This is a genomic window from Streptomyces canus, assembly GCF_001514145.1.
Classification (GTDB): domain Bacteria; phylum Actinomycetota; class Actinomycetes; order Streptomycetales; family Streptomycetaceae; genus Streptomyces; species Streptomyces canus.
In genome coordinates this window covers 519,375-543,133 of sequence record NZ_KQ948659.1, presented here as the reverse complement: position 1 = coordinate 543,133, position 23,759 = coordinate 519,375, and the positions used below count along the sequence as shown (strand labels likewise).

The window sequence follows — 23,759 nt, the reverse complement described above, 5'->3', positions numbered from 1 at the left end:
GATCCTTAGCTTGTCCACGAATGTGAATACCGTGCACTCATACGGCCGTCGCCCCAAGGAGACCCGAGGATGCCCGCTCCCCGTACCGTCCTGCTCACCGGTGCCGCCGGCGGGCTCGGCACCCTGATGCGGGATCTGCTCCCGGCCTACGGCTACGACCTGCGCCTGCTCGATCTGCGGCCCATCGAGGGCGAGCCGGACGCGCTCGTCGCCGACCTCGCCGACAAGGACGCGGTGCGCGAAGCCGTACGAGGTGTCGACGCGATCATCCACCTCGCGGGCATCTCCCTGGAAGCCCCCTTCGAGAAGATCCTCAAGGCGAACATCGAGGGCACCTATAACCTGTACGAGGCCGCTCACGCGGAGGGCGTCGGACGGATCGTCTTCGCCTCCTCCAACCACGCCGTCGGCTACACCCCCCGCCCCCAGGGCGCCGACCCGCTCATCCCGATCGACACCCCGCGCCGCCCGGACACCTTCTACGGCCTGTCCAAGTCCTTCGGTGAGGACCTCGCGCAGTTCTACTGGGACAAGCACGGCCTGGAGACCGTCTCCGTGCGCATCGGCTCCTGCTTCCCCGAGCCGACCAGCGTGCGCATGCTCTCGCTGTGGATGAGCCCGGCCGACGGCGCCCGCCTCTTCCACGCGGCCCTCACCGCCGAGCAGGTCGGCCACAGCGTGGTCTACGGCTCCTCCGCCAACACCCGCCTGTGGTGGGACCTCACCACCGCGCGGGCGCTCGGCTACGACCCGCAGGACGACTCCGAGCCGTACGCGGAGAAGCTGATCGCCGAGCAGGGCGAGCTCCAGGACGGCAACGAGGGGCACGCCTACCTCGGCGGCCAGTTCGTGACGGACCCGCCGATCTGGCCGTACTGACACACCCACGGGACGGCCGGGCGGGCACCGAACGGGCCCGCCCGCAGCCATATCCGGGCACGGGCATCGGCTCTTGATGGTGGCGCGCCGGCGCACCACCAGGGGCGCGGGGAACCGCGCGACCAGCCACATCGGACCCGCAGCCGCCACACAACCGTCCCACCCGAGTTCGTAGGCCCGGCCCGCCCGAACGGGCACACACGGACAGGATCTCTCCCGCAACAGACCTGGTCACCACCCCACACCCGCTGTACAACTTCCTGCATACGGCCCGAACGGGCAGCACGACAGGGAGGGCAGGTGACCGAATGACCAGAACCGCGGAAGAACGCCAGCGGGAGATCGTCCGGACCGCCCGCACCGCAGGCGCCGTCGACGTCAACACCCTCGCCACCCAACTCGGCGTGGCCAAGGAAACCGTGCGCCGAGACCTCCGCGCCCTGGAGGACCACGGACTGGTGCGCCGCACGCACGGCGGGGCCTATCCCGTGGAGAGCGCCGGGTTCGAGACCACGCTCGCGTTCCGGGCCACCAGCCATGTGCCCGAGAAGCGCCGGGTCGCGTCCGCCGCGGCCGAGCTGCTCGGGGACGCCGAGACCGTCTTCGTCGACGAGGGCTTCACCCCGCAGCTCATCGCCGAGGCACTGCCCAGGGACCGGCCGCTGACCGTGGTCACCGCGTCCCTGCCGGTCGCGGGGGCCCTCGCCGAGGCCGAGAACACCTCCGTCCTGCTGCTCGGCGGCCGGGTGCGCCCCGGCACCCTGGCGACCGTCGACCACTGGACGACCAAGATGCTGGCCGGCTTCGTCCTCGACCTGGCCTTCATCGGCGCCAACGGCATCTCCCGCGAACACGGCCTCACCACCCCCGACCCCGCGGTCAGTGAGGTCAAGGCCCAGGCGATCCGGGCCGCGCGCCGCACGGTGTTCGCGGGCGTGCACACCAAGTTCGGCGCGGTCAGCTTCTGCCGCTTCGCGGAGATCGGCGCACTGGAGGCGATCGTGACGAGCACCCTGCTGCCCTCGTCCGAGGCCCATCGGTACTCACTGCTGGGACCCCAGGTCATCCGGGTCTGAAGACCGAACTGCCGCGACCAGTGGGCCTTCTGCGCCACGCAGTGCCCTATATGCCCCTCTATGTCCAGGAGCGATCCATGCGAACCCAGAGCCGACGACGGCCTCCGCGAGCCACGCTCGCCATGGCCGCCGCAGGGACGCTGCTCGCCCCGCTGCTCTCCGGCTGCTGGGCCGGAGCCGGCGGGGCGGGGTCGGGCGGCGACGCCATCAACGTCCTGATGGTCAACAACCCCCAGATGACCGAGCTGCAGAAGCTGACCAAGGCCCACTTCACCAAGGAGACCGGGATCAAGGTCAACTTCACCGTCCTGCCCGAGAACGACGTCCGCGACAAGATCAGCCAGGACTTCGCCAACCAGGCCGGCCAGTACGACGTCGCGACCCTGTCCAACTACGAGATCCCGATCTACGCCCGCAACGGCTGGCTGCACGAGATGAACTCGTACGTCGCCAGGGACCCGTCGTACGACGAGAGGGACGTCCTCGCGCCCATGCGCCAGTCGCTGACCGGCGACGACGGCAAGCTCTACGGTCAGCCCTTCTACGGCGAGTCGTCCTTCCTGATGTACCGCAAGGACGTCTTCGAGCAGAAGGGACTGACGATGCCGGCCCGTCCCACCTGGACCCAGGTGGCCGACCTGGCCGCGAAGGTGGACGGCGCCGAGTCCGGCATGAAGGGCATCTGTCTGCGCGGCCTGCCCGGCTGGGGCGAGGTGATGGCCCCGCTCACCACGGTCGTGAACACCTTCGGCGGCACCTGGTTCGACAAGGGCTGGAAGGCCCGCCTCGACTCCCCCGAGTTCGAGAAGGCGGTGAAGTTCTATGTCGGCCTGGTCCGCGACCACGGCGAGTCCGGCGCCGCCCAGTCCGGCTTCGCCGAGTGCCTCAACAACATGACCCAGGGCAAGGTCGCCATGTGGTACGACGCCACCTCCGCGGCGGGTTCCCTGGAGGCGAAGGGCTCCCCGGTCAAGGGCAAGGTGGGGTACGCCCCCGCCCCCGTCGAGGAGACGAAGTCCTCCGGCTGGCTCTACACCTGGGCCTGGGGCATCCAGGACGCCTCACGCAACCCCGACAAGGCCTGGAAGTTCGTCTCCTGGGCCTCAAGCAAGCAGTACGAGCAGCTGGTCGGCGACCAGATCGGCTGGTCCAACGTGCCGGCCGGCAAGCGCGCGTCGACGTACACCAACCCCGCCTACGTCAAAGAGGCCGCCGCCTTCCAGGAGATGACCAAGGAGGCCATCGAGCAGGCCCGGCCGAACGACCCGGGGGTGCAGCCGCGCCCCGCGCCCGGCATCCAGTTCGTCGGCATCCCCGAGTTCACCGATCTCGGCACCAGGGTCTCCCAGGAGATCAGCGCGGCCATCGCCGGACGCCAGTCCGTCGAGTCGGCCCTGCAGAAGTCCCAGCAGCTCGCCGAGAAGATCTCCGAGGAGTACGAGGGACGATGACCGCGACAACCATGGCCCCGCCGGCCACTGAGACCGTACGCACCGCGGACCCGTCGAAGGCCCGCCTCCGCGCCTGGGCCACCCGCGCCCCGCTGCTCCCCGCCCTGATCTTCATGATCGTGGTCACCCAGCTGCCGTTCGTGGCCACGGTGGTGATCTCGTTCTTCGACTGGAACTCCCTCTATCCCAAGGCCCGTCACTTCACCGGCGTCGACAACTACAAGGACGTCCTCACCGACGCGGACCTGCGCCACTCCGTGTGGACGACGGTCCTGCTGACGGTGACGGTGGTCCTGGTCAGCCTCGTCCTCGGACTGCTCCTGGCCCTGCTCCTGGACCGTCGCTTCAAGGGTCGGGGTGTGGTCCGCACCCTGCTGATCGCGCCCTTCCTGGTGGTCCCGGTGGCAGCCGCGCTGCTCTGGAAACATGTGCTCTACAACCCCGAATACGGCCTGCTCAATGGGTTGTTGCACTACGTGGGCGGACCACAGCCGGACTGGATCTCCAACACCCCGCTGCTCGCCGTCGAGGCCTCGCTGGTCTGGCAGTGGACCCCGTTCATGATGCTCATCCTGCTGGCCGGCCTGCAGAGCCGCGACCAGCAGCAGATGGAGGCCGCGCGGGTGGACGGCGCGAGCGACTGGCAGATCTTCCGCTATCTGACCCTCCCGCATCTGCGCAGGTATCTGGAGCTGGGGGCCCTGCTGGGCTCGATCTACATCGTCCAGAACTTCGACGCGGTCTTCACGATCACCTCTGGCGGCCTCGGGACCGCCAACCTCCCCTACACCGTCTACCAGAGCTTCTACCAGGCCCACGAGAACGGCCTCGCCTCGGCCGCCGGCGTCCTGGTCGTCATCGGCTCCATCATCATCGCGACCTTCGCCCTGCGCGTGGTGTCGTCCCTGTTCCGTGAGGAGGTGGGCCGGGCATGAGCACGATCGCCGTGAAACGCAAGGGACTTGGCCTGGGTCTGGTGGCCTGGCTGCTGGGAATCGTCTTCTTCCTGCCGATCGCGTGGATGGCCCTGACGTCCTTCCACTCGGAGACGGACGCGGCCACCAACCCGCCCTCCTTCGGCGCCGCCCTCACCCTGGACGGCTACCGCGAGTTCTTCGGCACGGGCGGCGGCGCGAGCCCCTGGCCCGCGCTGATCAACTCGACGGTCGCCTCGCTGGCCTCGACGCTCTTCGTCCTGCTTCTGGCCCTCCCGGCGGCGTACGCGCTGTCGATCCGCCCGGTGAAGAAGTGGACGGACGTCCTGTTCTTCTTCCTGTCGACGAAGATGCTCCCGGTGGTGGCGGGCCTGCTCCCCATCTACCTGTTCGCGAAGAACACCGACATGCTCGACAACATCTGGCTGCTGGTCATCCTCTACACGTCGATGAACCTGCCGATCGCCGTCTGGATGATGCAGTCCTTCCTCGCCGAGGTCCCGGTGGCCGTGATCGAGGCCGCGCGCGTGGACGGCGCCCGTCTTCCCACGATCCTCGCGCGCGTGGTGGCCCCGATCGCCCTGCCCGGCATCGCGGCGACGGCCCTGATCTGCTTCATCTTCAGCTGGAACGAACTGCTGTTCGCGAGGGTGCTGACCGGCGTGGTGGCCGAGACCGCCCCCGTCTTCCTGACCGGCTTCATCACCAGCCAGGGCCTGTTCCTGGCCAAGGTGTGCGCCGCGTCGCTCGTCATCTCCCTGCCGGTACTCGCCGCGGGGTTCGCCGCCCAGGACAAACTGGTCCAGGGCCTGTCGCTGGGAGCCGTGAAATGAAGGCCGCCGTCATCGAGTCCGTGGGCCGTGCCGTCGTCGCCGAGGTCCCGGACCCGACGCCGGGCCCGCGCGAGGTCGTCGTCGAGGTCGCCGCGTGCGGCCTGTGCGGCACCGACCTGCACATCCTCCAGGGCGAGTTCGCCCCCAAGCTGCCGATCGTGCCGGGCCACGAGTTCGCCGGCCAGGTGGTCGGCGTCGGCACCCAGGTCACCGAGCTCGCGGCCGGCGACCGGGTGGCCGTGGACCCGTCCCTGTACTGCTACGAGTGCCGGTACTGCCGTACGGGCCACAACAACCTCTGCGAACGCTGGGCCGCGATCGGCGTCACGACGGCGGGTGGCGCGGCGCAGTACGCGGTCGCGCCGGTGGCCAATTGCGTACGGCTGCCCGAACACGTCCGTACCCAGGACGCGGCGCTGGTGGAGCCGTTGTCCTGTGCGGTCCGGGGGTACGACGTCCTGCAGTCCCGCCTGGGCGCCCATGTCCTGATCTACGGCTCGGGGACGATGGGCCTGATGATGCTGGAGCTGGCCAAGCGGACCGGCGCGGCGAGCGTGGACATGGTGGACGTGAACCCGACCCGCCTGGAGACGGCCCGTCGGCTCGGCGTCTCGGCGTCCGCCGCGAACCCGGACGAGCTGGACCGTCCGCAGGGCTGGGACCTCGTGGTCGACGCGACGGGCAACGCGGCAGCGATCCAGGACGGCCTGGAGCGGGTGGCCAAGGCAGGCACCTTCCTCCAGTTCGGGGTGGCCGACTATGCGACGCGGGTGACGATCGACCCGTACCGCATCTACAACCAGGAGATCACCATCACCGGCTCCATGGCCGTCCTGCACAGCTTCGAACGCGCGGCGGAACTCTTCGCGACCGGTGTCCTGGACCCGGAGATCTTCATCAGCGACCGGCTGCCCCTTGACCGGTATCCGGAGGCGTTGGAGCAGTTCGCGGCGGGGGTGGGCCGGAAGATCGTCGTGGTGCCGTAGCCCCGCTCGGCCATTTGGCCGTCGGGTAAGGGAACGGCAAAGTGAGCCCGATCGTTCACGGGGCATGACAGCTATGACCCCCGGCTCGAACATCCCCCTGTCCGCCGCCCGCGTGACGGTGGACGTCGCCGCGCCCGTGCGGCTCGACGTATCGGGCCTGCTGCTCACCGCCGACGGCAAGGTGCGCTCCGACGACGACTTCATCTTCTACAACCAGCCCTCCGGCCCGGGGGTGACGTACCGCTCGGGCGGCGGTACGGCCCCCGACGCGATCACCGTCGACACGTCGGCCGTACCGCCCGGCATCGAGAAGATCGTCGTCACCGCCAGCCCGGACGCCGCGGGCCAGACCTTCCAGGGCATCGAGCCGACGGCCACGATCCGCAACGCGGACGACGACAGCGTGCTGGCCACGTTCACGCCGCCGCAGCTCGGCACCGAGACTGCGCTGGTAATCGTGGAGGTCTACCTGCGCAACGGCGCCTGGAAGGCCCGGGCGGTGGGGCAGGGGTACGCCAACGGGCTGGCCGGGATCGCGACGGACTTCGGCGTGACGGTGGAGGAGCCCGCGCCGACGCCCGCCGCGGCCCCTGTGGCCCCGCCGCAGCCGGTGACTCCGCCGCCCGCGCCGACCGTGCAGACCCCGGTGGCCCCGCCGGCCCCGGCCATGGACCCGCGGCTCGCCGCGTCGGCGCCCGCCGCTCCCCCCGCCCCACCCGTTCCCGGCGCCGGGAAGATCAACCTCGACAAGGGCCGGGTCAGCCTCCAGAAGAACCAGACGGTGTCCCTGGTCAAGGGCGGGCGTCCGCTGCTCTCCCAGGTCAAGATGGGCCTCGGCTGGGAGCCCGCGTACCGCGGCAAGGACATCGACCTCGACGCGTCCGTCATCGCCTACGGGCCGCAGCGCAACCACATCGACAGCTGCTACTTCGGCAAGCTGTCCATCGTCGGCGGCGCGATCAAGCACTCCGGTGACAACCTCACGGGTGAGGGCGGCGGTGACGACGAGGTGATCGTCGTCGACCTCGGCCGGCTCCCCCAGGAGGTCACCGGCCTCGTCTTCACGGTCAACTCCTTCTCCGGCCAGAAGTTCACGGAGGTCGCCAAGGCGTACTGCCGTCTCATCGACGCCGCGAGCGGAGAGGAACTGGTCCGCTTCGACCTCACGAACGCCGAGGCGCAGACGGGCGTGATGATGGCCAAGCTGATCAAGCAGTTCTCCGGCGAGTGGGAGATGACGGCGATCGGCGACTTCGTGAAGTCCCGCACGGTGAGGGGGATGGTGAAGCCGGCGGCCCAGGCGCTCTAGTGCACGATGCGGTGCGTGGCCAGGCGGTGAGTGGTGGGGGCCTGCGCGGATCAGCCCCCACCGCCGCCGCGTCTCCTGGTAATTCCGTTGCCGCAGCGCCGGCATCTTCGATCGAATGCCTCCATGACTCATGACGGCCCTGCGGACCATCTGGAGCAGAACCGACGGTTTTGGGATGACGAGGCGGCTGCGTGGCACGGGCCGCTCGCCCGCGATCACTGGGCGCAGACGGAACCGTCCTGGGGACTGTGGGCCACCCCCGAGTCGCAGGCCTCCGTGCTTCCCGACGGCATCGACGGGATGCGCGCCATCGAGCTGGGCTGCGGTACCGCCTACGTTTCCGCCTGGCTCGCCAGAGCGGGCGCCCACCCGGTCGGGATCGACGTCTCGGAGAAGCAGCTCGCCACCGCTCAAGCGATGCAGGCGGAGTTCGGCATCGACTTCCCCCTTGTCCTGGGCAATGCCGAGAAGGTGCCCTACGAGGACGACACCTTCGACTTGGCGATCAGCGAGTACGGCGCCTCGTTGTGGTGCGACCCCTACCGGTGGATCCCGGAGGCGGCCCGGCTCCTCGTTCCCGGCGGCCGGCTGGTCTTCATGCGCTACTCACCACTGTTCGCACTGTGCGTGCCGGCCGAGGGACCGCCATCCACGACCCTGACCCGCGGGCAGTTCGGCCTGACACGGCTGCACCGGGGATCACACGTGGAGTTCGTCCTGCCGCACGGTGAGATGCTCCGTCTGCTTCGGTCCTGCGGCTTCGTCGTCGAAGACCTGATGGAGATTCAAGCGCCCCGGTCTGCCCACACGGACTATGAGGACGTTCCCGCCGACTGGGCCCGGCAATGGCCCAGCGAGGAGATCTGGAAAGCGCGGCTGGCAGGCTGACCCACCACCGGCTATGCCCGCAGCCCCTCCGTGAGCAGGGACAGGTACCGCCGGATGGACTCGTCCCCGCCGTCCGCCAGCTCCGCCGCACCGACGACCCCGTGTGCCAGCCGAAGCAACTCGATCGGCTCGACATCCGCCCGCAGCGTCCCCTCCGCCCGCGCCGCCTCCACCAGCCGCGTAGCCGCCCCCCGCACATGCGTCCCGCACACCGTGAGCACCGCATCGCTGCCGTCCGCCACCGCCGACCCCAGCAGCGTCTTCAGCCCGCGCACCTGAATCGTGCCGACGCACAGCTCGTACAGCCACTCCGCCAGCGCCTCCCCCGGCGGCAACTCCTCCGCGAGTTCGTCGGCCCGGCGCGCGAACCCCTCGACACGGTCCACGTACGCCGCCTCGAGCAGGGCCTGCCGCGTCGGGAAATGCCGGTACAGCGTCCCGGACCCCACACCGGCCCGCTTGGCGATGTCGTCCAGCGACGCACCCTCCCCATGCTCGGCGAAGGCCTCCGCCGCCACCTTCAGCAACCGCTCGTAGTTGCGCCGAGCGTCCGCGCGCATGGACCTGACCTGCGTCATCCCGATACCCCTCGCGAACCGGAGACTCTCTCCGCAGGGTACCGAACCCTGTCCAGTCCCCTCAGAGCAGTTGACCGGAGGCGTGCAGCGCGTCGAACACCAACTGGTCCACGGCCGAGACCCGCGCACGATCGCCGTAGCCGAACCAGTCCGACTCTTCGATCTCGCTCGAGGCAACCAGCGGGCCGACGTACTCGGCGGTGTAACAGATCATCCGGAACTGGGTGCGTCCGTCGTCCCTTCGCGTCTCGAAGGTGCCGACGTGCACCATCGTGGCCGTGTCCACCCGGGACCGGAGTTCCTCAGCGATCTCGCGTGCCAAGGTCTCGGCGTCGGACTCACCCGGCTCCCGCTTCCCGCCCGGGAAGTAGAAGACATCCACACCGCGGCTGCGTGTCACCAGCACCCGCCCGTCACGCACCAGAACCCAGGCCACCTTCTCCGGAACGCCCTCGCTCTTCCCCATCCCGGGACCCTACCCACCCACGTTCACCTCTTCGTCGCCCCGCCGCCAGATCCCGCAGAAAGTGCCGTGCGCCGATCAGGAAGACGACGATCAGCGGCAGGACGCTCATCAGCGCGCCGGCCATCACCACCGCGTAGTCGGTGTTGTAGGCGATCTTGAGATTGGCGGGCCGGAACAGCGGCAGCGCGACCTGCGCGTAGAGCCGGAAGAAGCCGGCGCCGTCGATCCGGCCGGCGTCGAGGAGTTCGTCCGGCAGCGAGTTCTGGGCGTACTGACGCATCCAGAAGATGCCGAACGCGTTGGCCGCCCCCGGGATGATCAGCGCTTTCAGCGTGCCCGCCCCGCCGAGAGAGGCACCGAGCAGGCGCCTGCGGGACATCGTTCGGTGTGGCATGGGCGCGCACTCGCTTTCCGGGACAGGGTTGGACAACGATGTCAAGCTCCCCTGAACGTTCACGTGAACGTTGCCGACGAGTATTGGGGGTGGCTGAAAACAGGAGTCAAGACGTGGGCGGGCGCGATGTGTTGAGTGCCGGTGATTTGCTGCCGACAGTGCCGCCCTCAGGCGGGGTGCGTCTCGTCGACCACGTATCCGCGCCGCTTGTCCACCACGTTGCGCAGCGGTCGGCCCTCGAGGTGCCGGGTGAGGTTGTCGAGGAACACCTCGACGAGCGCCTCCCGCTCGCTGGTGGTCTCGCCCGCCGTGTGCGGGGAGATCATCACGCCGGGCATGTCCCACAGGGGCGATTCGGCAGGCAGCGGTTCCTGGGCGAACACGTCGAGGGCTGCGCCGCCGAGCCGCCCGGCGGCCAGGTGGTCGACCAGCGCCTCCTCGTCGACGAGTCCGCCCCGGCCTACGTTGATCAGCCGTGCCCCCGGCTTCATGGCGGCGAGCACGGGGGCGTCGACCATGCCCCGGGTGCCCTGAGTGAGGGGTGCGGCCAGGACGACGTAGTCCGCTTCCGTCAGGGCGGAGCGCAGGGTCGACGCACCGTGGACCGTGCCGAAGTCGGGGTCGTCGGTGCGGGCCTTGCGGCCCGCGCCGGACACCCGCATCCCGACGGCGCGCAGCAGCCGGGCGATGGCCCGGCCGATCGGACCCGTCCCCCAGACCAGCACGGTGCGTCCGGTGATGCCGTCACTGGGGCGCGGACGCCACTCGCGGCGCCGCTGGTGCTCCCAGGTGCCGGGGAAGTCCTTGGCGAGGGCGAGGATCAGGCCGAGGACGTACTCGGCGGTCGGCTGGTCGTAGACCCCGCGGGCGTTGGTCAGGACAACGCCCGGATCGTCCACCAGGGCGGGGAACAGGAAGGAGTCCACGCCCGCTGAGGCCGCGTGGACCCAGCGGGGTGCCTTGTCCGGGTTGTCGGGCCAGGCCTCGCGGATGGCCGGGGTGATGGTGACCCAGGCCAGGAGGGCGTCGGCACCGGGGAGGAGGTAGGGCAGTTCCTCCTCGGTGGCGTAGACGGTGTCCGCGAGACGTTCGATGAGTGCGGTGGCGGGGGGCCGGTTGCCGCGGTAGAGGACGACGAGTCGCTCGGGCATGTCAGGCTCCGACGGGGACGGCTACGTACTTGTACTCCAGGAACTCGTCGATGCCGACGCGTCCGCCTTCGCGGCCCAGGCCTGACTGCTTGACGCCGCCGAAGGGCGCGGCGGGGTTGGAGACCAGGCCGGTGTTGAGGCCGATCATGCCGCTTTCGAGGCGTTCGGCGACGCGCAGGGCGCGGTCGAGGTTCTGGGTGAACAGGTAGGCGGCCAGGCCGAATTCGGTGTCGTTGGCGGCGGTGACGGCCTCGTCCTCGGTGTCGAAGGTGCGGATCGCGGCGACCGGGCCGAAGATCTCGGTGTCGATGATCGCGGAGTCGGGGGCGATGCCGGTGAGGACGGTGGGCGGGTAGAAGCAGCCCGGCCCTTCGGGGAGTTCACCACCGGTCAGGACGGTGGCGCCGCGCTTGACGGCGTCCCGCACCAGGTCGTGGGCCTTGCTGCGGCCGGCGTTGTCGATGAGGGGGCCGACGTCGGTGCCGGGTTCGGTGCCGTCGCCGACCGTCAGGGCTGCCATGCGGGCGGAGAGGCGGGTGGCGAACTCGTCGGCGACGGAGGTGTGGACGTAGATGCGGTTGGCGGCGCAGCAGGACTCGCCCATGTTGCGCATCTTGGCGACCAAGGTGCCTTCGACGGCGACGTCGAGGTCGGCGTCGCCGAAGACGATGAGGGGGGCGTTGCCGCCCAGTTCCATCGAGGTGCGGATGACGGTGTCGGCGCACTGGGCCAGCAGGATCCGGCCGACCTGGGTGGAGCCGGTGAAGGAGAGCTTGCGGATCTTCCCGCCGCGCAGCAGGGGTTCGACGACGCCGGCGGCGTCGGTGGTGGTGACGATGTTGAGCACACCGGCCGGCAGACCCGCTTCGGTGAGGATCTCCGCCAGGGCGAGGCTGGTCAGGGGGGTCTGGGGGGCGGGTTTGAGGACGATGGTGCAGCCGGCGGCGATGGCGGGGCCGATCTTGCGGGTGCCCATCGCCAGGGGGAAGTTCCAGGGGGTGATGAGCAGGCAGGGGCCGACCGGCTGGCGGGTGGCCAGCAGGCGGTTCCTGCCGTCGGGGGCGGTGGTCAGCCCGCCGTCGATACGGACGGCCTCCTCGGAGAACCAGCGGAAGAACTCCGCGCCGTAGGCGACTTCGGCGCGCGCCTCGGCCAGGGGCTTGCCCATCTCCAGGGTCATCAGCAGCGCGAGGTCCTCGGTGCGCGCGATGATGATGTCGTAGGCGCGGCGCAGGATCTCGCTGCGCACCCGGGGCGGAGTGGCGGCCCAGGCGGCCTGCGCGGCGACCGCCGCCTCGACGGCACGCCGGCCGTCCGCGGGAGAGGCGTCGGCGACCTGGCACAGCTCCTCGCCGGTGGCCGGGTTGTCGACGGACAGGGTCCGGCCGGACTCGGCGTCCTGCCAGCCACCGCCGATGAACAGCTGCTTGGGAACATCACGGACGACAGTCATCGTGGGTATCTCCTTGGTGTGTGGTGAGGGGCTGCCGACCGGTCAGCGGATGCGGTCCAGCGTCTTGTAGTAGGCGCCCGCGAAGGGCAGGAACCAGGCGGTGCCGTTGTAGAGGGGGATGCGGGGCGGGGCCAGGTCACGGACCGGGCTGGCCTCGGGGTGGCCGTCCATCACCTCGGCCATGACCTGCCCCATGTGCGTGGCCATCTGCACGCCGTGGCCCGCGTATCCCATGGAGTAGTGGACGCCGTCCTCGGTCTGCCCGGCGTGGACGATGCGGTCCCTCGCGAATCCGACGGAGCCGCCCCACACGTACTCGACCTTCGTGCGGGCGAGTTGGGGGAAGATCTCGCACATCTCACGGAACAGGACGGCCCCGCTCTTCTTGTCCGAGGTGGGGTCGGAGGGCGCGAAGCGGGCGCGGCCGCCGAACAGCAGCCGGTTGTCCGGGGTGAGCCGGAAGTAGTGGCAGACCTGGTTGGAGTCGACGATGAGGCGGGCCTTGGGGATGATGTCCCGGGCGAGGTCCTCGCCGAGCGGCTCGGTCACGATGATGAAGCTGCCCAGGCAGACCTGCCGGCGGCGCAGCCACGGGAAGTTCTTGTCGGTGTAGGCGTCGGTGGCCATCATGACCTGCCCGGCGCGGATCACACCGCGCTCGGTGCTGACCTCGAACCGGCCCGCGGCGGTTCGGCGCACGCCGATGGCCGCGTTGCGCTCGTGGATCTCGACACCGGTGCGCTCGCACGCCTCGGCCATGCCGCGCACGAAGCGGCCGACGTGCAGTGCGGCGCTGAACGGGTCGAGCAGGCCGCCGTGGTAGGCGTCGGATCCGATCTCGGACCGCAGCTCGGACCTGCTGACCAGAGTGGTCTCGTGTCCGAAGTGCTTGGCCAGGTCGCGCTGTTGGGCCTTCTTGTTCTCGAAGTGCGCGGGGCGGGACGCGACGCCCAGGCGTCCGACACGGCGGAACTGGCAGTCGATGGACTCCTCTTTCACGAGCCGCTCGACGGTGTCCACGGCCTCGCCGTAGGAGTTGTAGATCTCGCGGGCCCGCTCCAGTCCGTACCGGCCGATGGCCTGGCCCACGCCGATCGTGAAGCCCAGGTTCGCCATGCCGCCGTTGCGCGCGGAGGCACCGGAGCCGATCTGGCCCTTCTCGACGAGGGTGACGCGGGCGCCCTTGCGGGCGGAGTGGAGGGCGGTGGACAGACCCGTCAGGCCGGCGCCGACGACCACCAGGTCGGTGTCCTCGGAGAGGGGCTTGCCCGAGCGGTCGGGAAACGGACCGGCGGTCTCTGTCCAGTACGGGATCGTCTTCATTTCGGGTCCTCTGCGGGGAGTTCGAAGTGGCTCAGGTGAGCGGTTCGACGGGAAGGGCGTGCCGGCCGTCGCGGTGGCCGCCGAGTCTGCGGACGAGGGCGACCAGGGCGAGGGCCAGGACGGCCAGGGCGATGAGGACGGCGCTGACGGCGGTGACGGTCGGGTCGACGTCGAACTGCAGGGCGTTGAAGACCAGGACCGGCAGGGTGCGGGTGTCGGGGGTCGACATGAACTGGGCGATGAAGAACTCGTCGAAGCTGGTGATGAACGAGAACACCGCGGCGGCGATCAACCCGGGGGTGGCCAGGGGGAAGGTGATGCGCCGGGCGATGGTCATCCGGTTGGCGCCCATGCTGGCGGCGGCGTCTTCGAGCCGTTCGTCGATGCCTCTCAGCGTGGAGATCATGATGAGGATCGCGATGGGCGCGGCGAGCACGGTGTGGCCGAGAGCGATGGCCAGGGGGCTGCCGAGCATGCCGGCCGGTTCGAAGAACAGGAACAGGCCGAGCGCGATGACCACTTGGGGGATGAGCAGCGGAGCCAGGACCAGCCCGTAGACCGCCGTGTGCAGGGGTAGTCGGCCGCGGGCCAGGGCGGTGGCTGCGGTGGCCCCCAGGATGAGGGAGAACACGGTGGTGAGGGAGGCGATGAGGCTGGACAGGGCGATGGAGGTGGCCCAGTTGCCGCCGGGCGCGGCCATCTGCTCGTACCAGTGGGTGCTGTACTCCTTCGGCGGGAAGGTGCCGATGCCGTCGGCGCCGAAGGAGGTGACCAGGATGATGACGATGGGCATCGCCAGGAACAGCAGGATCGCGGTGGCGCTCAGGGCGCGGCCGATGTGTCCGGCCCGGGTGGCGGGCAGTTCCATCATGAGCTGCTCCTTCGTGCGGCCGCCTTCTTGCGGCGGAGCTTGGCCAGTCCGAGCACGCCCAGTCCGGCGAAGGTGAGCAGGAGCAGGATCACGCCGAAGGCGGCGGCGGAGTTCCACTGGTCCTGCTTCATCACCTGCTGGTCGATGAGCGCGGCGACGACGGTCTGCTTGTCGCCGCCCATCAGGGCCGGGGTGATGTAGTAACCCAGGCACAGGATGAAACTGAGCAGCCCTGCGGTGCCGATACCGGGCGCGACCAGCGGCAGGTAGATCCTTCGGAAGATCGTCAACCGGCTCGCGCCGAAGCCTGCCGCCGCGGCCAGGAGCCGGCCGTCGACACCGCGCATCACGCCCTGCAGGACCAGGACCGTGTAGGGCAGCATCACCGACGTGGTGCCGATGACCACACCGGTCTCGTTGTAGAGCAGCGGGAACGGGGCCCCCGGCACGTGCAGGGAAGTCAACAGCGTGTTGATCAGGCCGTGGTCACCGAGCATGATGATCCACCCGTAGGTGCGCACCAGGGCACTGATGAAGTGCGGCACCACCACGATCAGCATGGCCAGCGCGGCGAAGACGGGCCGCATCCGGGCGATGGCGTGCGCCAGGACGAAACCCACCAGAAGACTGAGCACCGCGGTCTCGGCGGAGATCCGCAGGGTGGAGAGGAGCACGGACAGGTTCACGCCGCTGAGGGCGTCGGCGTACCAGTGCAGGGTGAATCCGCCGCTGTCGCCCTTGAGGCTCAGCGAGAGCACGCCGATGATCGGGTACACGAACAGCACCAGCAGGAACACCGTGACGGGGACGGCGTTGACCAGGGCGAGTCGGGAGCGGTGCCCGCGCATCGCGGACGTTCTCACACGCACCTTGCCGGGTGCGAGAGTGGTGCCGGCCACGGCTCACCCCCCGTCCGTCGCGTCGAAGACGCTGACGTCGTCCCGGTCGGCGGTGACACACACCCGCTCGCCGGGACGCGGCGGGACGGCGGCGGTCTCGATCCGCAGCGGCTGCGTCCCCGGAGCGGCACCGTCCAGGCGGACGGTGATCCGGGTCAGCGAGCCGACGTAGACGGCGGTCTCGACCGTGCCGGAACAACAGCCCTCCTCGGCACCGACCAGGCGCAGCTTGCCCGGCCGCACCGCGGCTCGCACGCTCTGTCCGGGCACGCAGGGGTGGGCGCGGGCCGTGAGCACGCCGCCGGTGTCGAGGCGCACGCGGGTGCAGTCGTCGCCCCCGCCGTCCTCCGCCTTGCCGGTGAGGAAGTTGGCGGCGCCCAGGAAGTCGGCGACGAACGGGGTGCGGGGGCGTTCGAACAGGCCGCGGGGGGTGTCGAACTGCTCGATGCGGCCGTCCTTCATGATGGCGATCCGGTCCGACAGGACCAGCGCCTCCTCCTGATCGTGCGTCACATAGATGACGGTCAGTCCGAGTTCACGCTGGATGGACTTGATCTCGGTCTGCATCTGGTCGCGGAGCCTCTTGTCCAGGGCACCCAGGGGTTCGTCCATCAGCACGATCGGCGGACGGTAGACCAGGACCCGGCACAGGGCGACCCTCTGCTGCTGACCACCGGAGAGCTCACGGGGCTTGCGGCCGGCGAACTTCGACAGGCCCGCCGCCTCCAGCGTCTCCCCCACCCGGCGGCGGATCTCCGCCTTGTCCACCCCTCGCAGCTGCAGGGGGAAGGCGACGTTCTCGGCGACGGTCATGTGCGGGAAGAGGAGGTACTGCTGGAAGACGAAGCCGAAGTCCCGCTTGCCCGGGTTGAGTTCGGTGATGTCCCGGCCGTCGACGGTGATGCTGCCGGAGTCGGGCTCGGTGAACCCGGCCAGCATCATCAGCGTGGTCGTCTTGCCGGAACCGGACGAGCCGAGGAAGGTGACGAACTCACCCGCCGCGATCTCCATGTCCACGCCGTCGACCACCGTCGTCCCGCCGTAGGACTTGGACAGCCCCGTCACCGACAACGACTTGCCCGTCGGTGAGGAGGAGCGCGGGGCCAGGGCGGCGGCGAGGTCGTCGGCGGACAGCTTTGCGGCGGTCAGACTCCGGGTCCGCTCAGGCATCGGCCCACTCCTGCCAGCGCTTGGTGACGGCGTCACGGTTCTTGTCCCACCAGGCGGCATCCGCGTCGAACCCGATCTTGAGGTTCTGCGGCGAGGTCGGCAGCGTGGCCAGGACGTCCACCGGGAGCAGCTTGGTTGCCGCCGGGACGACCGGGCCGCCGGTGGGACTGAGCTTGGCGAACGCCGCCTGCACCTCGGGACGCAGCGAGAAGTCGATCAGCTGGTAGGCCGCGTCTGTGTTGTCCGCGCCCTTCGGGATGCCCCAGCCGTTGGTCATCCTGCGGGCGCCGTTCCACTGGTAGGCGACCGGCTGACCCTGCTTGATCAGCTCGTCCGCGCGGCCGCCCCACAGGCTGGTCGCGACGACCTCCTTGCGGCCGAGCAGGACGGCCGGCAGGGCGCCGGTGTTCCAGAACTTCTTCACATCGCCGCGGATCCGCGACATCGACGCGAACGCCCGGTCCACATCCAGCGGGTACAGCTTGTCCAGCGGCACACCGTCGGCCAGCAGCGCGAACTCCAGCTCCGGCAGGTCGGCCTCCGCGCTCTGCAGCGAGCGGGGGCCGCTGAAGGAATGCGTGTTCCAGAAGTCGGCCCAGCTCTTCGGGGCGCGCTTGAGGCTGTCCGTGCGGTAGGCCATCACGCTCGCCCACACGTTCTTGCCGACCGCGTACTCCGGCAGGTTGTGCTCCGCGATCCCGGCGTCCTTGACACTCTTCAGCCGGTCGTGGTCCACCGGCTCCAGACACTCCAGCCTCGCCATCTTCTGGAAGTTCAGCAGGGTGTTGTCCATCAGGTCGACCTGCGGACGGCCCTGCTTGACCTGGGCGATGATCTGCGCCGACTGGTAGTTGACCGTGGTGACCGTGATGCCGGTCTCCTTGGCGAACGGCTCGTAGATCGCCTCGGTCAGAGCGTCGTTGTAGGCGCCACCACTGTTGCTGACGACGAGCCGCTTCTTGGAGCCGCCCGAGCCGCGGCTTTCGCTACTGCCCATGAGGGTGCCGCAGCCGGTCACCACGGTGGCGGCGGCCAGCGCGCCTGCGGTACGGAGTACGGTTCTGCGGCCTATCCGGTTGGCTTCCATCGGGCGCCTCCTGGTGAGGGTCTGGATTCGGGGGAACGGAAAACGCTGGGGTAGGGGGTCCTTCGGGACTGTCCGTGCGGGACGGTGTGCGTCGTGATTCAGATGCCGAGCATGGTGTTGAGCTCGTCCAGGGACTTCACCGGCACGTAGTCATAGCCGTGGGTGACCGGGTCGCAGCCCCGGTCCAGGAGGATCAGGTTGCGGAAGCCCAAGTCGTGCATCGGCATCAGGTCGTAGCGGGTGTGCGAGGAGACGTGCACGAAGTCCTCGGGGGACGCGTCGAGCTGGTCGAGCATGTACTCGAACGCGGCGTACCGGGGCTTGTAGTAGCCGGCCTGCTCCGCGGTGAAGACCGCGTGGAAGTCCGCCCCGAGCCGGGGCACGCTCTCCTGCAGGAAAGAGTCCTCAGCGTTGGAGAAGATCACCAGCTTGTAGTTCTCGCCCATCTTCTTCAGCGGCTCGGGCACGTCGGCGTGCGGGCCCCAGCTGCGCACGCCGTCGGCGAACCGCTTGCCCGCGTCCGGCGCCGCCTTCACACCCCACTTGCGGCAGACCCTCTCGAAGGAGTCCTGCAGCACCTGCTCGTAGGGGTAGTACTCGCCGCGGACCTGGTCGTAGCGGTAGCCGCGGAACTCCCGGACGAACTGGTCCCAGTGCTCGGCGGGGATCTGGCCGCCGACGAGCTCACGCGTGATGGGGGTCATGGGCCACTCGATCAACGTGCCGTAGCAGTCGAACGAGACGTACTTCGGCCGGAACTGAAACGACGGAATGGGCATGGAAGAACTCCAGTTCTTTACTGCAGGAACAGGCTGCGATTCGGTATTTGTCGCTACTTTTCCGGCACACCTGTGACGGACTTCCCCATGGGGGAGGCGAGGTGACTTCGAGTCAGACGGCGCCGGCCGCGGCCGGTGCCAGGAAGTCGACGGGATGGTCGGTGGTGCCGTCCAGGGCGAGGTCGGCGGCGATCTCGCCCATCGCGGGCGACAGTTTGAAGCCGCTGCCGGAGAAGCCGGCCATGACGATGATGTCGTCCTCGCCGGGGAGGCGGCCGACGAGCGGGTTTCCGGAGTCGGTGTAGCCCTCCATGTAGGCCGACATCCTGATGGGGTCGGGGTTCAGGTCGGGCATCAGCTCGCTGATGAACTCGCGCATGGTGGCGAGTTCCTCCGGGCGGACCGTCCGCTCGAGCCGTTCGGGGTCGGCCACCGGCAGGTGGCGCGCGGAGTGGAGACCCAACTTGAAGGAGAGGCCCAGCTTGACGGACATGCCGTCGGGCGACGGCAGCCCGTAGCAGTCGTGGGGTGTGCTGCGTACGAAGGCGGGGGCGCCGCCCGCGAACCAGTCGTGGCGGGTGGGGAGGTGCCAGGAGCTGATCAGCCGGCGGACGTCGACCGCCCGCGGCAGGTCCGGGAGCAGGGTGTTGATCCAGGGGCCCACGGTGACCACCGCGGTGTCCACGTGATCCGTGCCCTGGTCGGTGACGACGTGCACCCCACCGCCTGCCGCGGGCGCGATCTCCCGCACCGGGGTGTAGCGGTGCAGTCGGGCGCCCAGCTGCTCGGCACGGGCGGCGGCGGCCTGGATCGACGCCTCGGGCCTGAGGACGGCACCCATCCGGTCGAGGACGGCGGTGTGCCCGTCCGGGAGGCGGTGTTGAGGGTAGCGGCGGGCGAGTTCCTCCCGGTCCAGTACCTCGTGATCCAGCCGGTGGGTGGAGCCGGCGGCGAGCAGGAGGCTCATGGAGGGCGAGGCGGTTTCGCCCATCACCAGGCATCCGCTGCGGCGTCGCAGAGAGAATCCGGTCTCGCCCTGGAGGTGGTCCCACATCCGGTCGGCGAGCCGCAGCAGCGGAATATAGCGGGGTTCGCCGAGGTGTGCGGCTCGGAAGATGCGGGTCTCGCCTCCGGCCGCACCGCGGTCGTGACCCGGCGCGTACCGGTCGTAGCCGATGACCTCGGCTCCGCGGGCGGCCAGTCGCCACATGGCCTGGCTGCCCATGCTGCCGGCACCGATCACGGCGACGCGCTTCGGGATGCGCATGAGGTCGCTCCTTTCGATGGTGTGGTCCGGGTGGCATTGGGCCCCAGCACGGTGCGGACATCGTGGGGGCTCTTCCGGTTCGGGTCCCACTGGGGATGGCGTTCACTTTCGGCCCGGGGGAACCTGCAGGTCAACCCACACTGTGTTCCACCTTGGGGCCTTCTCGAGACGGTCTGTCACTGCGGACGGCCGGGCCGCACAAAATGCCGGGCCCCTCTTGTCACGGTGAGTGGCCGGTGCGAGGGTGACCCCGATCCCCTCGGATGAAAGCACCCCCTATGCCGCCCAGACGTCCCGCAAACGGGCACTTCCCCACGATCACGGAAGTACTGCTCCTGCCCGTGCTCGCCGAAGGGATGCCGCGCGTGCTGGCCGGTGAGTCACAGCTGGACAGAGCGGTGCGCTGGGTGCATGTCACCGAGCTGCTCAATCCCGCCGCTTTCCTGGAGGGCGGCGAGCTGGTGCTGACGACCGGCATGCCGTACCCCGAGGACGCCTCCGAGCTGCGGGACTACGTCGACCAGCTCGCCGACGTCGGCGCGGCCGGTCTGATCGTGGAGCTCGGTTACCGGTACCGGAAGGTGCCCGGCGAGCTGGTGGCGGCGTGCCGTGCCCGTCAAGTGCCGCTGGTCGAGCTGGCCCGCGGCGTCCGGTTCATCGACGTCACGCAGACGGTGCACGCGCTCATCCTTGACGCCCAGGGAGCCCTGCTGCGGCGCGGGAGGGACATCCAGGACGTCTTCACCGCCCTGACGCTGCGGGGCGCGGATGCCGAGGAACTGGTGCACACCACCGCGGAGCTCACCGGAGCCCCGGTGGTGCTGGAGGATCTCAACCACCGGGTCCTGATGTGCGAGCTGCTCGGCCGGCCGTACGAGCCGGTGGTGTCGGCCTGGTCGCGGCGTTCGCGGGCCGCCCCGACGCCGGAGAGGATCACGCCGAGCGGCCCGGAAGGGTGGCTGATCGCGCCGGTGCAGGACCACCAGGGGCTGTGGGGGCGACTGGTCCTGCTGGAGGGCCGGCTGAAGGCGGAGCCCGACCCGGAACACGTCCTGGTGCTGGAGCGTGCGGCGGTCGCGCTGACCATGGCGCGCCTGGCCGGGCCTGCCTGGTGGGAGCGCCGGGCCCACCGCTCCGTACTGCGGGACCTGTACGAACGGCGTTTCCGCTCCCCCGCGGACGCGCGCGCCCGCGCCGAGGCACTGGGGCTCCCGACCCTCGGGCACCGGCTCTTCGCCTTGGTCATCCGCCACACCTACACCGGCAGCGAGGGCGAGCACCTCGACGAACGGATCGCGAAGGCGTTGGCGCAGACCGGCGTCCGCGCCCTGGTCGGCGAGACGGCTCCGGGCCGGATCGGTGTACTTCTGGCACTGGCACAGGCGAGCGCCTGGCAGCCGGTCGCCGAGCGGATCGGCCGTCTGACCCGGGAGGAGCTGGGACCGGAGGCCGTCGTCGCCGTCGGCCCCGGGGTGACCGACCTCGCCGGGATCGCCCGGTCGTGGCAGGAGGCGGAGCAGACGGCCGAGGCCATCACACCGGCCTCCCCGGAGCGCTGGTTCTACGTCCCCGCCGACGTCCGGCTGTCGGAGTTGCTGGGCGTCCTGCGGGAGGACACCCGTCTTCAGCGGTACGCGGAACGGCAACTGACCCGCCTCATCGAGCACGACGACCGCAACAGCGGCGATCTGCTCCCGGCACTGCGCGCCTATCTGGCGGCGGCCGGGAACAAGTCGGTCGCGGCGAAACGCGCCGGCATGTCCCGGCAGGCCTACTACCAGCGCCTCCACACCATCGAACGACTCCTCGGCTGCGACCTGGAATCAGGCCTGCAGCGCACGTCCCTGCACGTCGCGGTGCTGGTCCTGGACGCCGGGGAAGCAGCTGTTCCCGGCGCATGACGGGACGCCCGCCGTCACGCCGAGTACCTCTACGGCCGGCGGGTGCCGAGCGGTTCGGGCTTGCGTCGGCGGACTTTCCGGAAGGCTCGGAGGAGCTCGATCAGCCGGTCGGTGAACTCGGTGGTGGTCGCGGTTGCGCCCAGGTCTCCCTTGTCGTTCACCGCCCGCGAGACCGTCTGCCGTGACACTCCCGCGAGCTGCGCCACGTCGTGAATCGTCGCCCGGCGACGAGGACCGTCGGGCTCCCGCTGCTGCTCGTCGGTCCACATGCAGTGCACCGTATCCAGCCCTCACGGGAACGGGCCCGGCCCGGGCTAGAACAGCGCGCTGTACCCGTTGAGGGCCGGCTGCCCTCCGAGGTGGGCGTAGAGCACGGTGGAGTCCGCGCCGATCTCGCCACGCCCGACCAGGTCGATCATCCCGGCCATCGACTTGCCCTCGTACACGGGGTCGGTGACCATGCCCTCGGTGCGGGCGGCGAGGCGCATCGCCTCCAGCGTGGTCTCGTCGGGGATGCCGTAGACACCCGCGTGATACCGCTCGTCGAGCTCCACGTCCTCCTGTGTCAACTCCTTCTGCACACCGATGAGTTGACCGGTGCCATGGGCGATCCGCGCGATCTGTTCCCGGGTGGCGACGGGCTTGGCGGAGGCGTCGATGCCGAGCACGCGCCGGGGCCGGCCGCCCGCCTCCTCCAGCGCCCGGAACCCGGCGACCATGCCGGCCTGGGTGGAGCCGGTCACCGAGCAGACCACGACCGTGTCGAAGAATACCCCCAACTCGCTTTCCTGATCAGCGACTTCATAGGCCCACGCGGCGAAGCCGAGGCCGCCGAGCGGGTGGTCGGAGGCGCCGGCGGGGATGGCGTACGGCTTGCCGCCGCCTTCCTCGACATCCCTGAGCGCTTGCTCCCAGCTCTCCTTGAACCCGATCCCGAACCCGGCCTTCACCAGCCGTACGTCGGCCCCGGCGAGCCGGCTGATCAGGATGTTGCCCACCTTGTCGTAGACGGCGTCCGGCCAGTCCACCCAACTCTCCTGCACCAGCACGCACTTGAGCCCGGCCCGGGCGGCACAGGCGGCGACCTGGCGGGTGTGGTTGGACTGGACGCCGCCGATCGAGACGAGGGTGTCGCAGCCCTTGGCGAGCGCGTCGGCGACCAGGTACTCCAGCTTGCGGGTCTTGTTGCCGCCGTACGCGATCCCGGAGTTGCAGTCCTCGCGCTTGGCCCACAGCGCGGCGCCGCCGAGGTGCGCGGTCAGGCGCTCCAGGCGGTGGACGGGGGACGGCCCGAAGAGGAGGGGGTAACGGTCGTAGGACGAAAGGGGCATGGGGACCTCCCGGGTCGGTCGCTGTGGGCTCAGTCGCTGTCGGCCAGCTCGGCAAGGCCCCGCCAGATCTCCGCCGTGACCCGGACCGCCTCGTCCACGTCACCGGCCGCGCAGGCCTCGATCAGCCGGTCGTGCAGGCCCGCCGAGCGGCAGTTGCCGCCCTCGCCGAAGCGCCGGCGCTCCAGCCGGCGGATGAGCGGGGTGTAGCGGGCGGTGGTGGCGGCGGCCGCGCGGTTGCCGCTGACACGGACGAGGACGTCGTGCAGGGCGTCGTCGGCATGCAGGGCTTCGTCCACGTCACCGGCGGTGACGGCGGCCGCGAACCGTTCGTTGGCCGCGCGCATCGTCTCGATGTCGGCGGCGAACAGCCGGGGCACGGCGACCCGCGTGACCAGTTCGTGCATGGCCCCGACCACGGCGGCGGCGTCCCGCACCTCGGCGGCGACGACCTGGGTCACCCGCGTGTAGCTCTGCGGTTTGCTCTCCAGCAGCCCCTCGTCGACGAGCCGCGCGAAGGCCTCCCGCACCGGCGCGCGCGACAGCCCGAGCCGCTCGGCGAGATCGGCGTCCCGCACCACCGCCCCGGGCTCGATCTCCCCGGCCACGATGGCGTCCCGGATCGACGCGTAGGCGCGGTCCCGGAGAAGGGTGCGGGCGAGTGGTCGTAGGGACTCCATGAACTGAAATGTTAGATGTCAATGAACGCCGCGCACAAGGGTGCGGGCATGCCAG

23 protein-coding genes and 1 pseudogene are annotated in these 23,759 nt (G+C 69.9%); 9 read left to right on the top strand and 15 right to left on the bottom strand.

Going from position 1 to position 23,759, the window contains the following annotated elements; translation table 11 throughout:
- The first annotated feature begins 69 nt into the window (after positions 1-69).
- The 8 genes from AQJ46_RS16090 to AQJ46_RS16055 all read left to right on the top strand — a co-directional run bounded on the left by AQJ46_RS16090 (position 70) and on the right by AQJ46_RS16055 (position 8,357).
- The gene (locus AQJ46_RS16090; RefSeq protein ID WP_059206223.1) at positions 70-879 is read left to right on the top strand and encodes an NAD-dependent epimerase/dehydratase family protein; all 810 of its coding nucleotides are present in this window, start codon (positions 70-72) and stop codon (positions 877-879) included.
- Positions 880-1,187: 308 nt separating this feature from the next.
- Entirely contained in the window at positions 1,188-1,955 is a 768-nt protein-coding gene (locus tag AQJ46_RS16085) for a DeoR/GlpR family DNA-binding transcription regulator (protein WP_059206222.1), read from the top strand.
- A 77-nt stretch (positions 1,956-2,032) separates the two neighbouring features.
- Entirely contained in the window at positions 2,033-3,406 is a 1,374-nt protein-coding gene (locus tag AQJ46_RS16080; RefSeq protein WP_059206221.1) for an ABC transporter substrate-binding protein, read from the top strand.
- Positions 3,403-4,341 carry a carbohydrate ABC transporter permease gene (locus AQJ46_RS16075; protein ID WP_059206220.1) on the top strand — a complete coding sequence of 313 codons (939 nt, stop codon included), beginning with the start codon at positions 3,403-3,405 and terminating at the stop codon, positions 4,339-4,341. The genes AQJ46_RS16080 and AQJ46_RS16075 overlap by 4 nt, the downstream gene beginning before the upstream one ends.
- The gene (locus AQJ46_RS16070; RefSeq protein ID WP_057618296.1) at positions 4,338-5,174 is read left to right on the top strand and encodes a carbohydrate ABC transporter permease; all 837 of its coding nucleotides are present in this window, start codon (positions 4,338-4,340) and stop codon (positions 5,172-5,174) included. The genes AQJ46_RS16075 and AQJ46_RS16070 overlap by 4 nt, the downstream gene beginning before the upstream one ends.
- The gene (locus AQJ46_RS16065; protein WP_059206219.1) at positions 5,171-6,160 is read left to right on the top strand and encodes a zinc-dependent alcohol dehydrogenase family protein; all 990 of its coding nucleotides are present in this window, start codon (positions 5,171-5,173) and stop codon (positions 6,158-6,160) included. The genes AQJ46_RS16070 and AQJ46_RS16065 overlap by 4 nt, the downstream gene beginning before the upstream one ends.
- Positions 6,161-6,233: 73 nt before the next feature.
- The gene (locus tag AQJ46_RS16060) at positions 6,234-7,469 is read left to right on the top strand and encodes a TerD family protein (protein WP_059206218.1); all 1,236 of its coding nucleotides are present in this window, start codon (positions 6,234-6,236) and stop codon (positions 7,467-7,469) included.
- Between the two features lie 123 nt (positions 7,470-7,592).
- Positions 7,593-8,357, top strand: coding sequence for a class I SAM-dependent methyltransferase (locus AQJ46_RS16055; protein ID WP_059206217.1), 765 nt, complete (start codon positions 7,593-7,595; stop codon positions 8,355-8,357).
- Between the two features lie 11 nt (positions 8,358-8,368).
- Here the strand turns inward: AQJ46_RS16055 and AQJ46_RS16050 are convergent, their stop codons facing one another.
- The 12 genes from AQJ46_RS16050 to solA all read right to left on the bottom strand — a co-directional run bounded on the left by AQJ46_RS16050 (position 8,369) and on the right by solA (position 19,795).
- A complete protein-coding gene (locus AQJ46_RS16050) occupies positions 8,369-8,935 on the bottom strand; it encodes a TetR/AcrR family transcriptional regulator (RefSeq protein ID WP_059206216.1) in 567 nt (188 codons plus the stop codon).
- A 61-nt stretch (positions 8,936-8,996) separates the two neighbouring features.
- A complete protein-coding gene (locus AQJ46_RS16045; RefSeq protein ID WP_059206215.1) occupies positions 8,997-9,401 on the bottom strand; it encodes an NUDIX hydrolase in 405 nt (134 codons plus the stop codon).
- Positions 9,349-9,795: an ABC transporter permease family protein gene (locus AQJ46_RS16040; protein WP_225887338.1), complete on the bottom strand. Its 447-nt coding sequence runs from the start codon at positions 9,793-9,795 to the stop codon at positions 9,349-9,351. Before AQJ46_RS16040 ends, AQJ46_RS16045 begins: the two co-directional genes overlap by 53 nt.
- 167 nt (positions 9,796-9,962) lie before the next feature.
- The gene (locus AQJ46_RS16035) at positions 9,963-10,946 is read right to left on the bottom strand and encodes a D-2-hydroxyacid dehydrogenase (RefSeq protein ID WP_059206213.1); all 984 of its coding nucleotides are present in this window, start codon (positions 10,944-10,946) and stop codon (positions 9,963-9,965) included.
- 1 nt (position 10,947) lies between these two features.
- Positions 10,948-12,399, bottom strand: a complete 1,452-nt coding sequence (locus AQJ46_RS16030; RefSeq protein WP_059206212.1) for an NAD-dependent succinate-semialdehyde dehydrogenase — start codon at positions 12,397-12,399, stop codon at positions 10,948-10,950.
- Positions 12,400-12,441: 42 nt separating this feature from the next.
- Positions 12,442-13,722, bottom strand: coding sequence for an NAD(P)/FAD-dependent oxidoreductase (locus tag AQJ46_RS16025; RefSeq protein WP_059206211.1), 1,281 nt, complete (start codon positions 13,720-13,722; stop codon positions 12,442-12,444).
- Between the two features lie 31 nt (positions 13,723-13,753).
- Positions 13,754-14,593, bottom strand: coding sequence for an ABC transporter permease (locus AQJ46_RS16020; protein WP_225886204.1), 840 nt, complete (start codon positions 14,591-14,593; stop codon positions 13,754-13,756).
- On the bottom strand, positions 14,590-15,456 hold the full coding sequence (locus tag AQJ46_RS16015; protein WP_225887337.1) for an ABC transporter permease: 867 nt from the start codon (positions 15,454-15,456) through the stop codon (positions 14,590-14,592). The genes AQJ46_RS16020 and AQJ46_RS16015 overlap by 4 nt, the downstream gene beginning before the upstream one ends.
- A gap of 39 nt (positions 15,457-15,495) precedes the next feature.
- On the bottom strand, positions 15,496-16,662 hold the full coding sequence (locus tag AQJ46_RS16010; RefSeq protein WP_059206210.1) for an ABC transporter ATP-binding protein: 1,167 nt from the start codon (positions 16,660-16,662) through the stop codon (positions 15,496-15,498).
- Positions 16,655-17,749 carry an ABC transporter substrate-binding protein gene (locus tag AQJ46_RS16005; RefSeq protein WP_059206209.1) on the bottom strand — a complete coding sequence of 365 codons (1,095 nt, stop codon included), beginning with the start codon at positions 17,747-17,749 and terminating at the stop codon, positions 16,655-16,657. Before AQJ46_RS16005 ends, AQJ46_RS16010 begins: the two co-directional genes overlap by 8 nt.
- A 98-nt stretch (positions 17,750-17,847) precedes the next feature.
- Complete coding sequence (locus tag AQJ46_RS16000) at positions 17,848-18,528, bottom strand: haloacid dehalogenase type II (protein WP_059206208.1); 681 nt, start codon at positions 18,526-18,528, stop codon at positions 17,848-17,850.
- Positions 18,529-18,640: 112 nt separating this feature from the next.
- On the bottom strand, positions 18,641-19,795 hold the full coding sequence (solA, locus tag AQJ46_RS15995; RefSeq protein WP_059206207.1) for an N-methyl-L-tryptophan oxidase: 1,155 nt from the start codon (positions 19,793-19,795) through the stop codon (positions 18,641-18,643).
- Between the two features lie 278 nt (positions 19,796-20,073).
- Between solA and AQJ46_RS15990 the strand changes: the two genes are divergently transcribed.
- Entirely contained in the window at positions 20,074-21,696 is a 1,623-nt protein-coding gene (locus AQJ46_RS15990) for a PucR family transcriptional regulator (RefSeq protein ID WP_079072290.1), read from the top strand.
- A 140-nt stretch (positions 21,697-21,836) separates the two neighbouring features.
- Here AQJ46_RS15990 and AQJ46_RS52190 read toward each other — a convergent pair.
- The 3 genes and pseudogenes from AQJ46_RS52190 to AQJ46_RS15975 all read right to left on the bottom strand — a co-directional run.
- Positions 21,837-21,965: pseudogene (locus AQJ46_RS52190) on the bottom strand (LacI family DNA-binding transcriptional regulator); the annotation flags it as partial.
- Between the two features lie 45 nt (positions 21,966-22,010).
- Positions 22,011-23,027, bottom strand: coding sequence for a 1-aminocyclopropane-1-carboxylate deaminase (locus AQJ46_RS15980; protein WP_059206205.1), 1,017 nt, complete (start codon positions 23,025-23,027; stop codon positions 22,011-22,013).
- 29 nt (positions 23,028-23,056) lie between these two features.
- Positions 23,057-23,704, bottom strand: a complete 648-nt coding sequence (locus tag AQJ46_RS15975) for a GntR family transcriptional regulator (protein WP_059206204.1) — start codon at positions 23,702-23,704, stop codon at positions 23,057-23,059.
- Between the last annotated feature and the right edge of the window lie 55 nt (positions 23,705-23,759).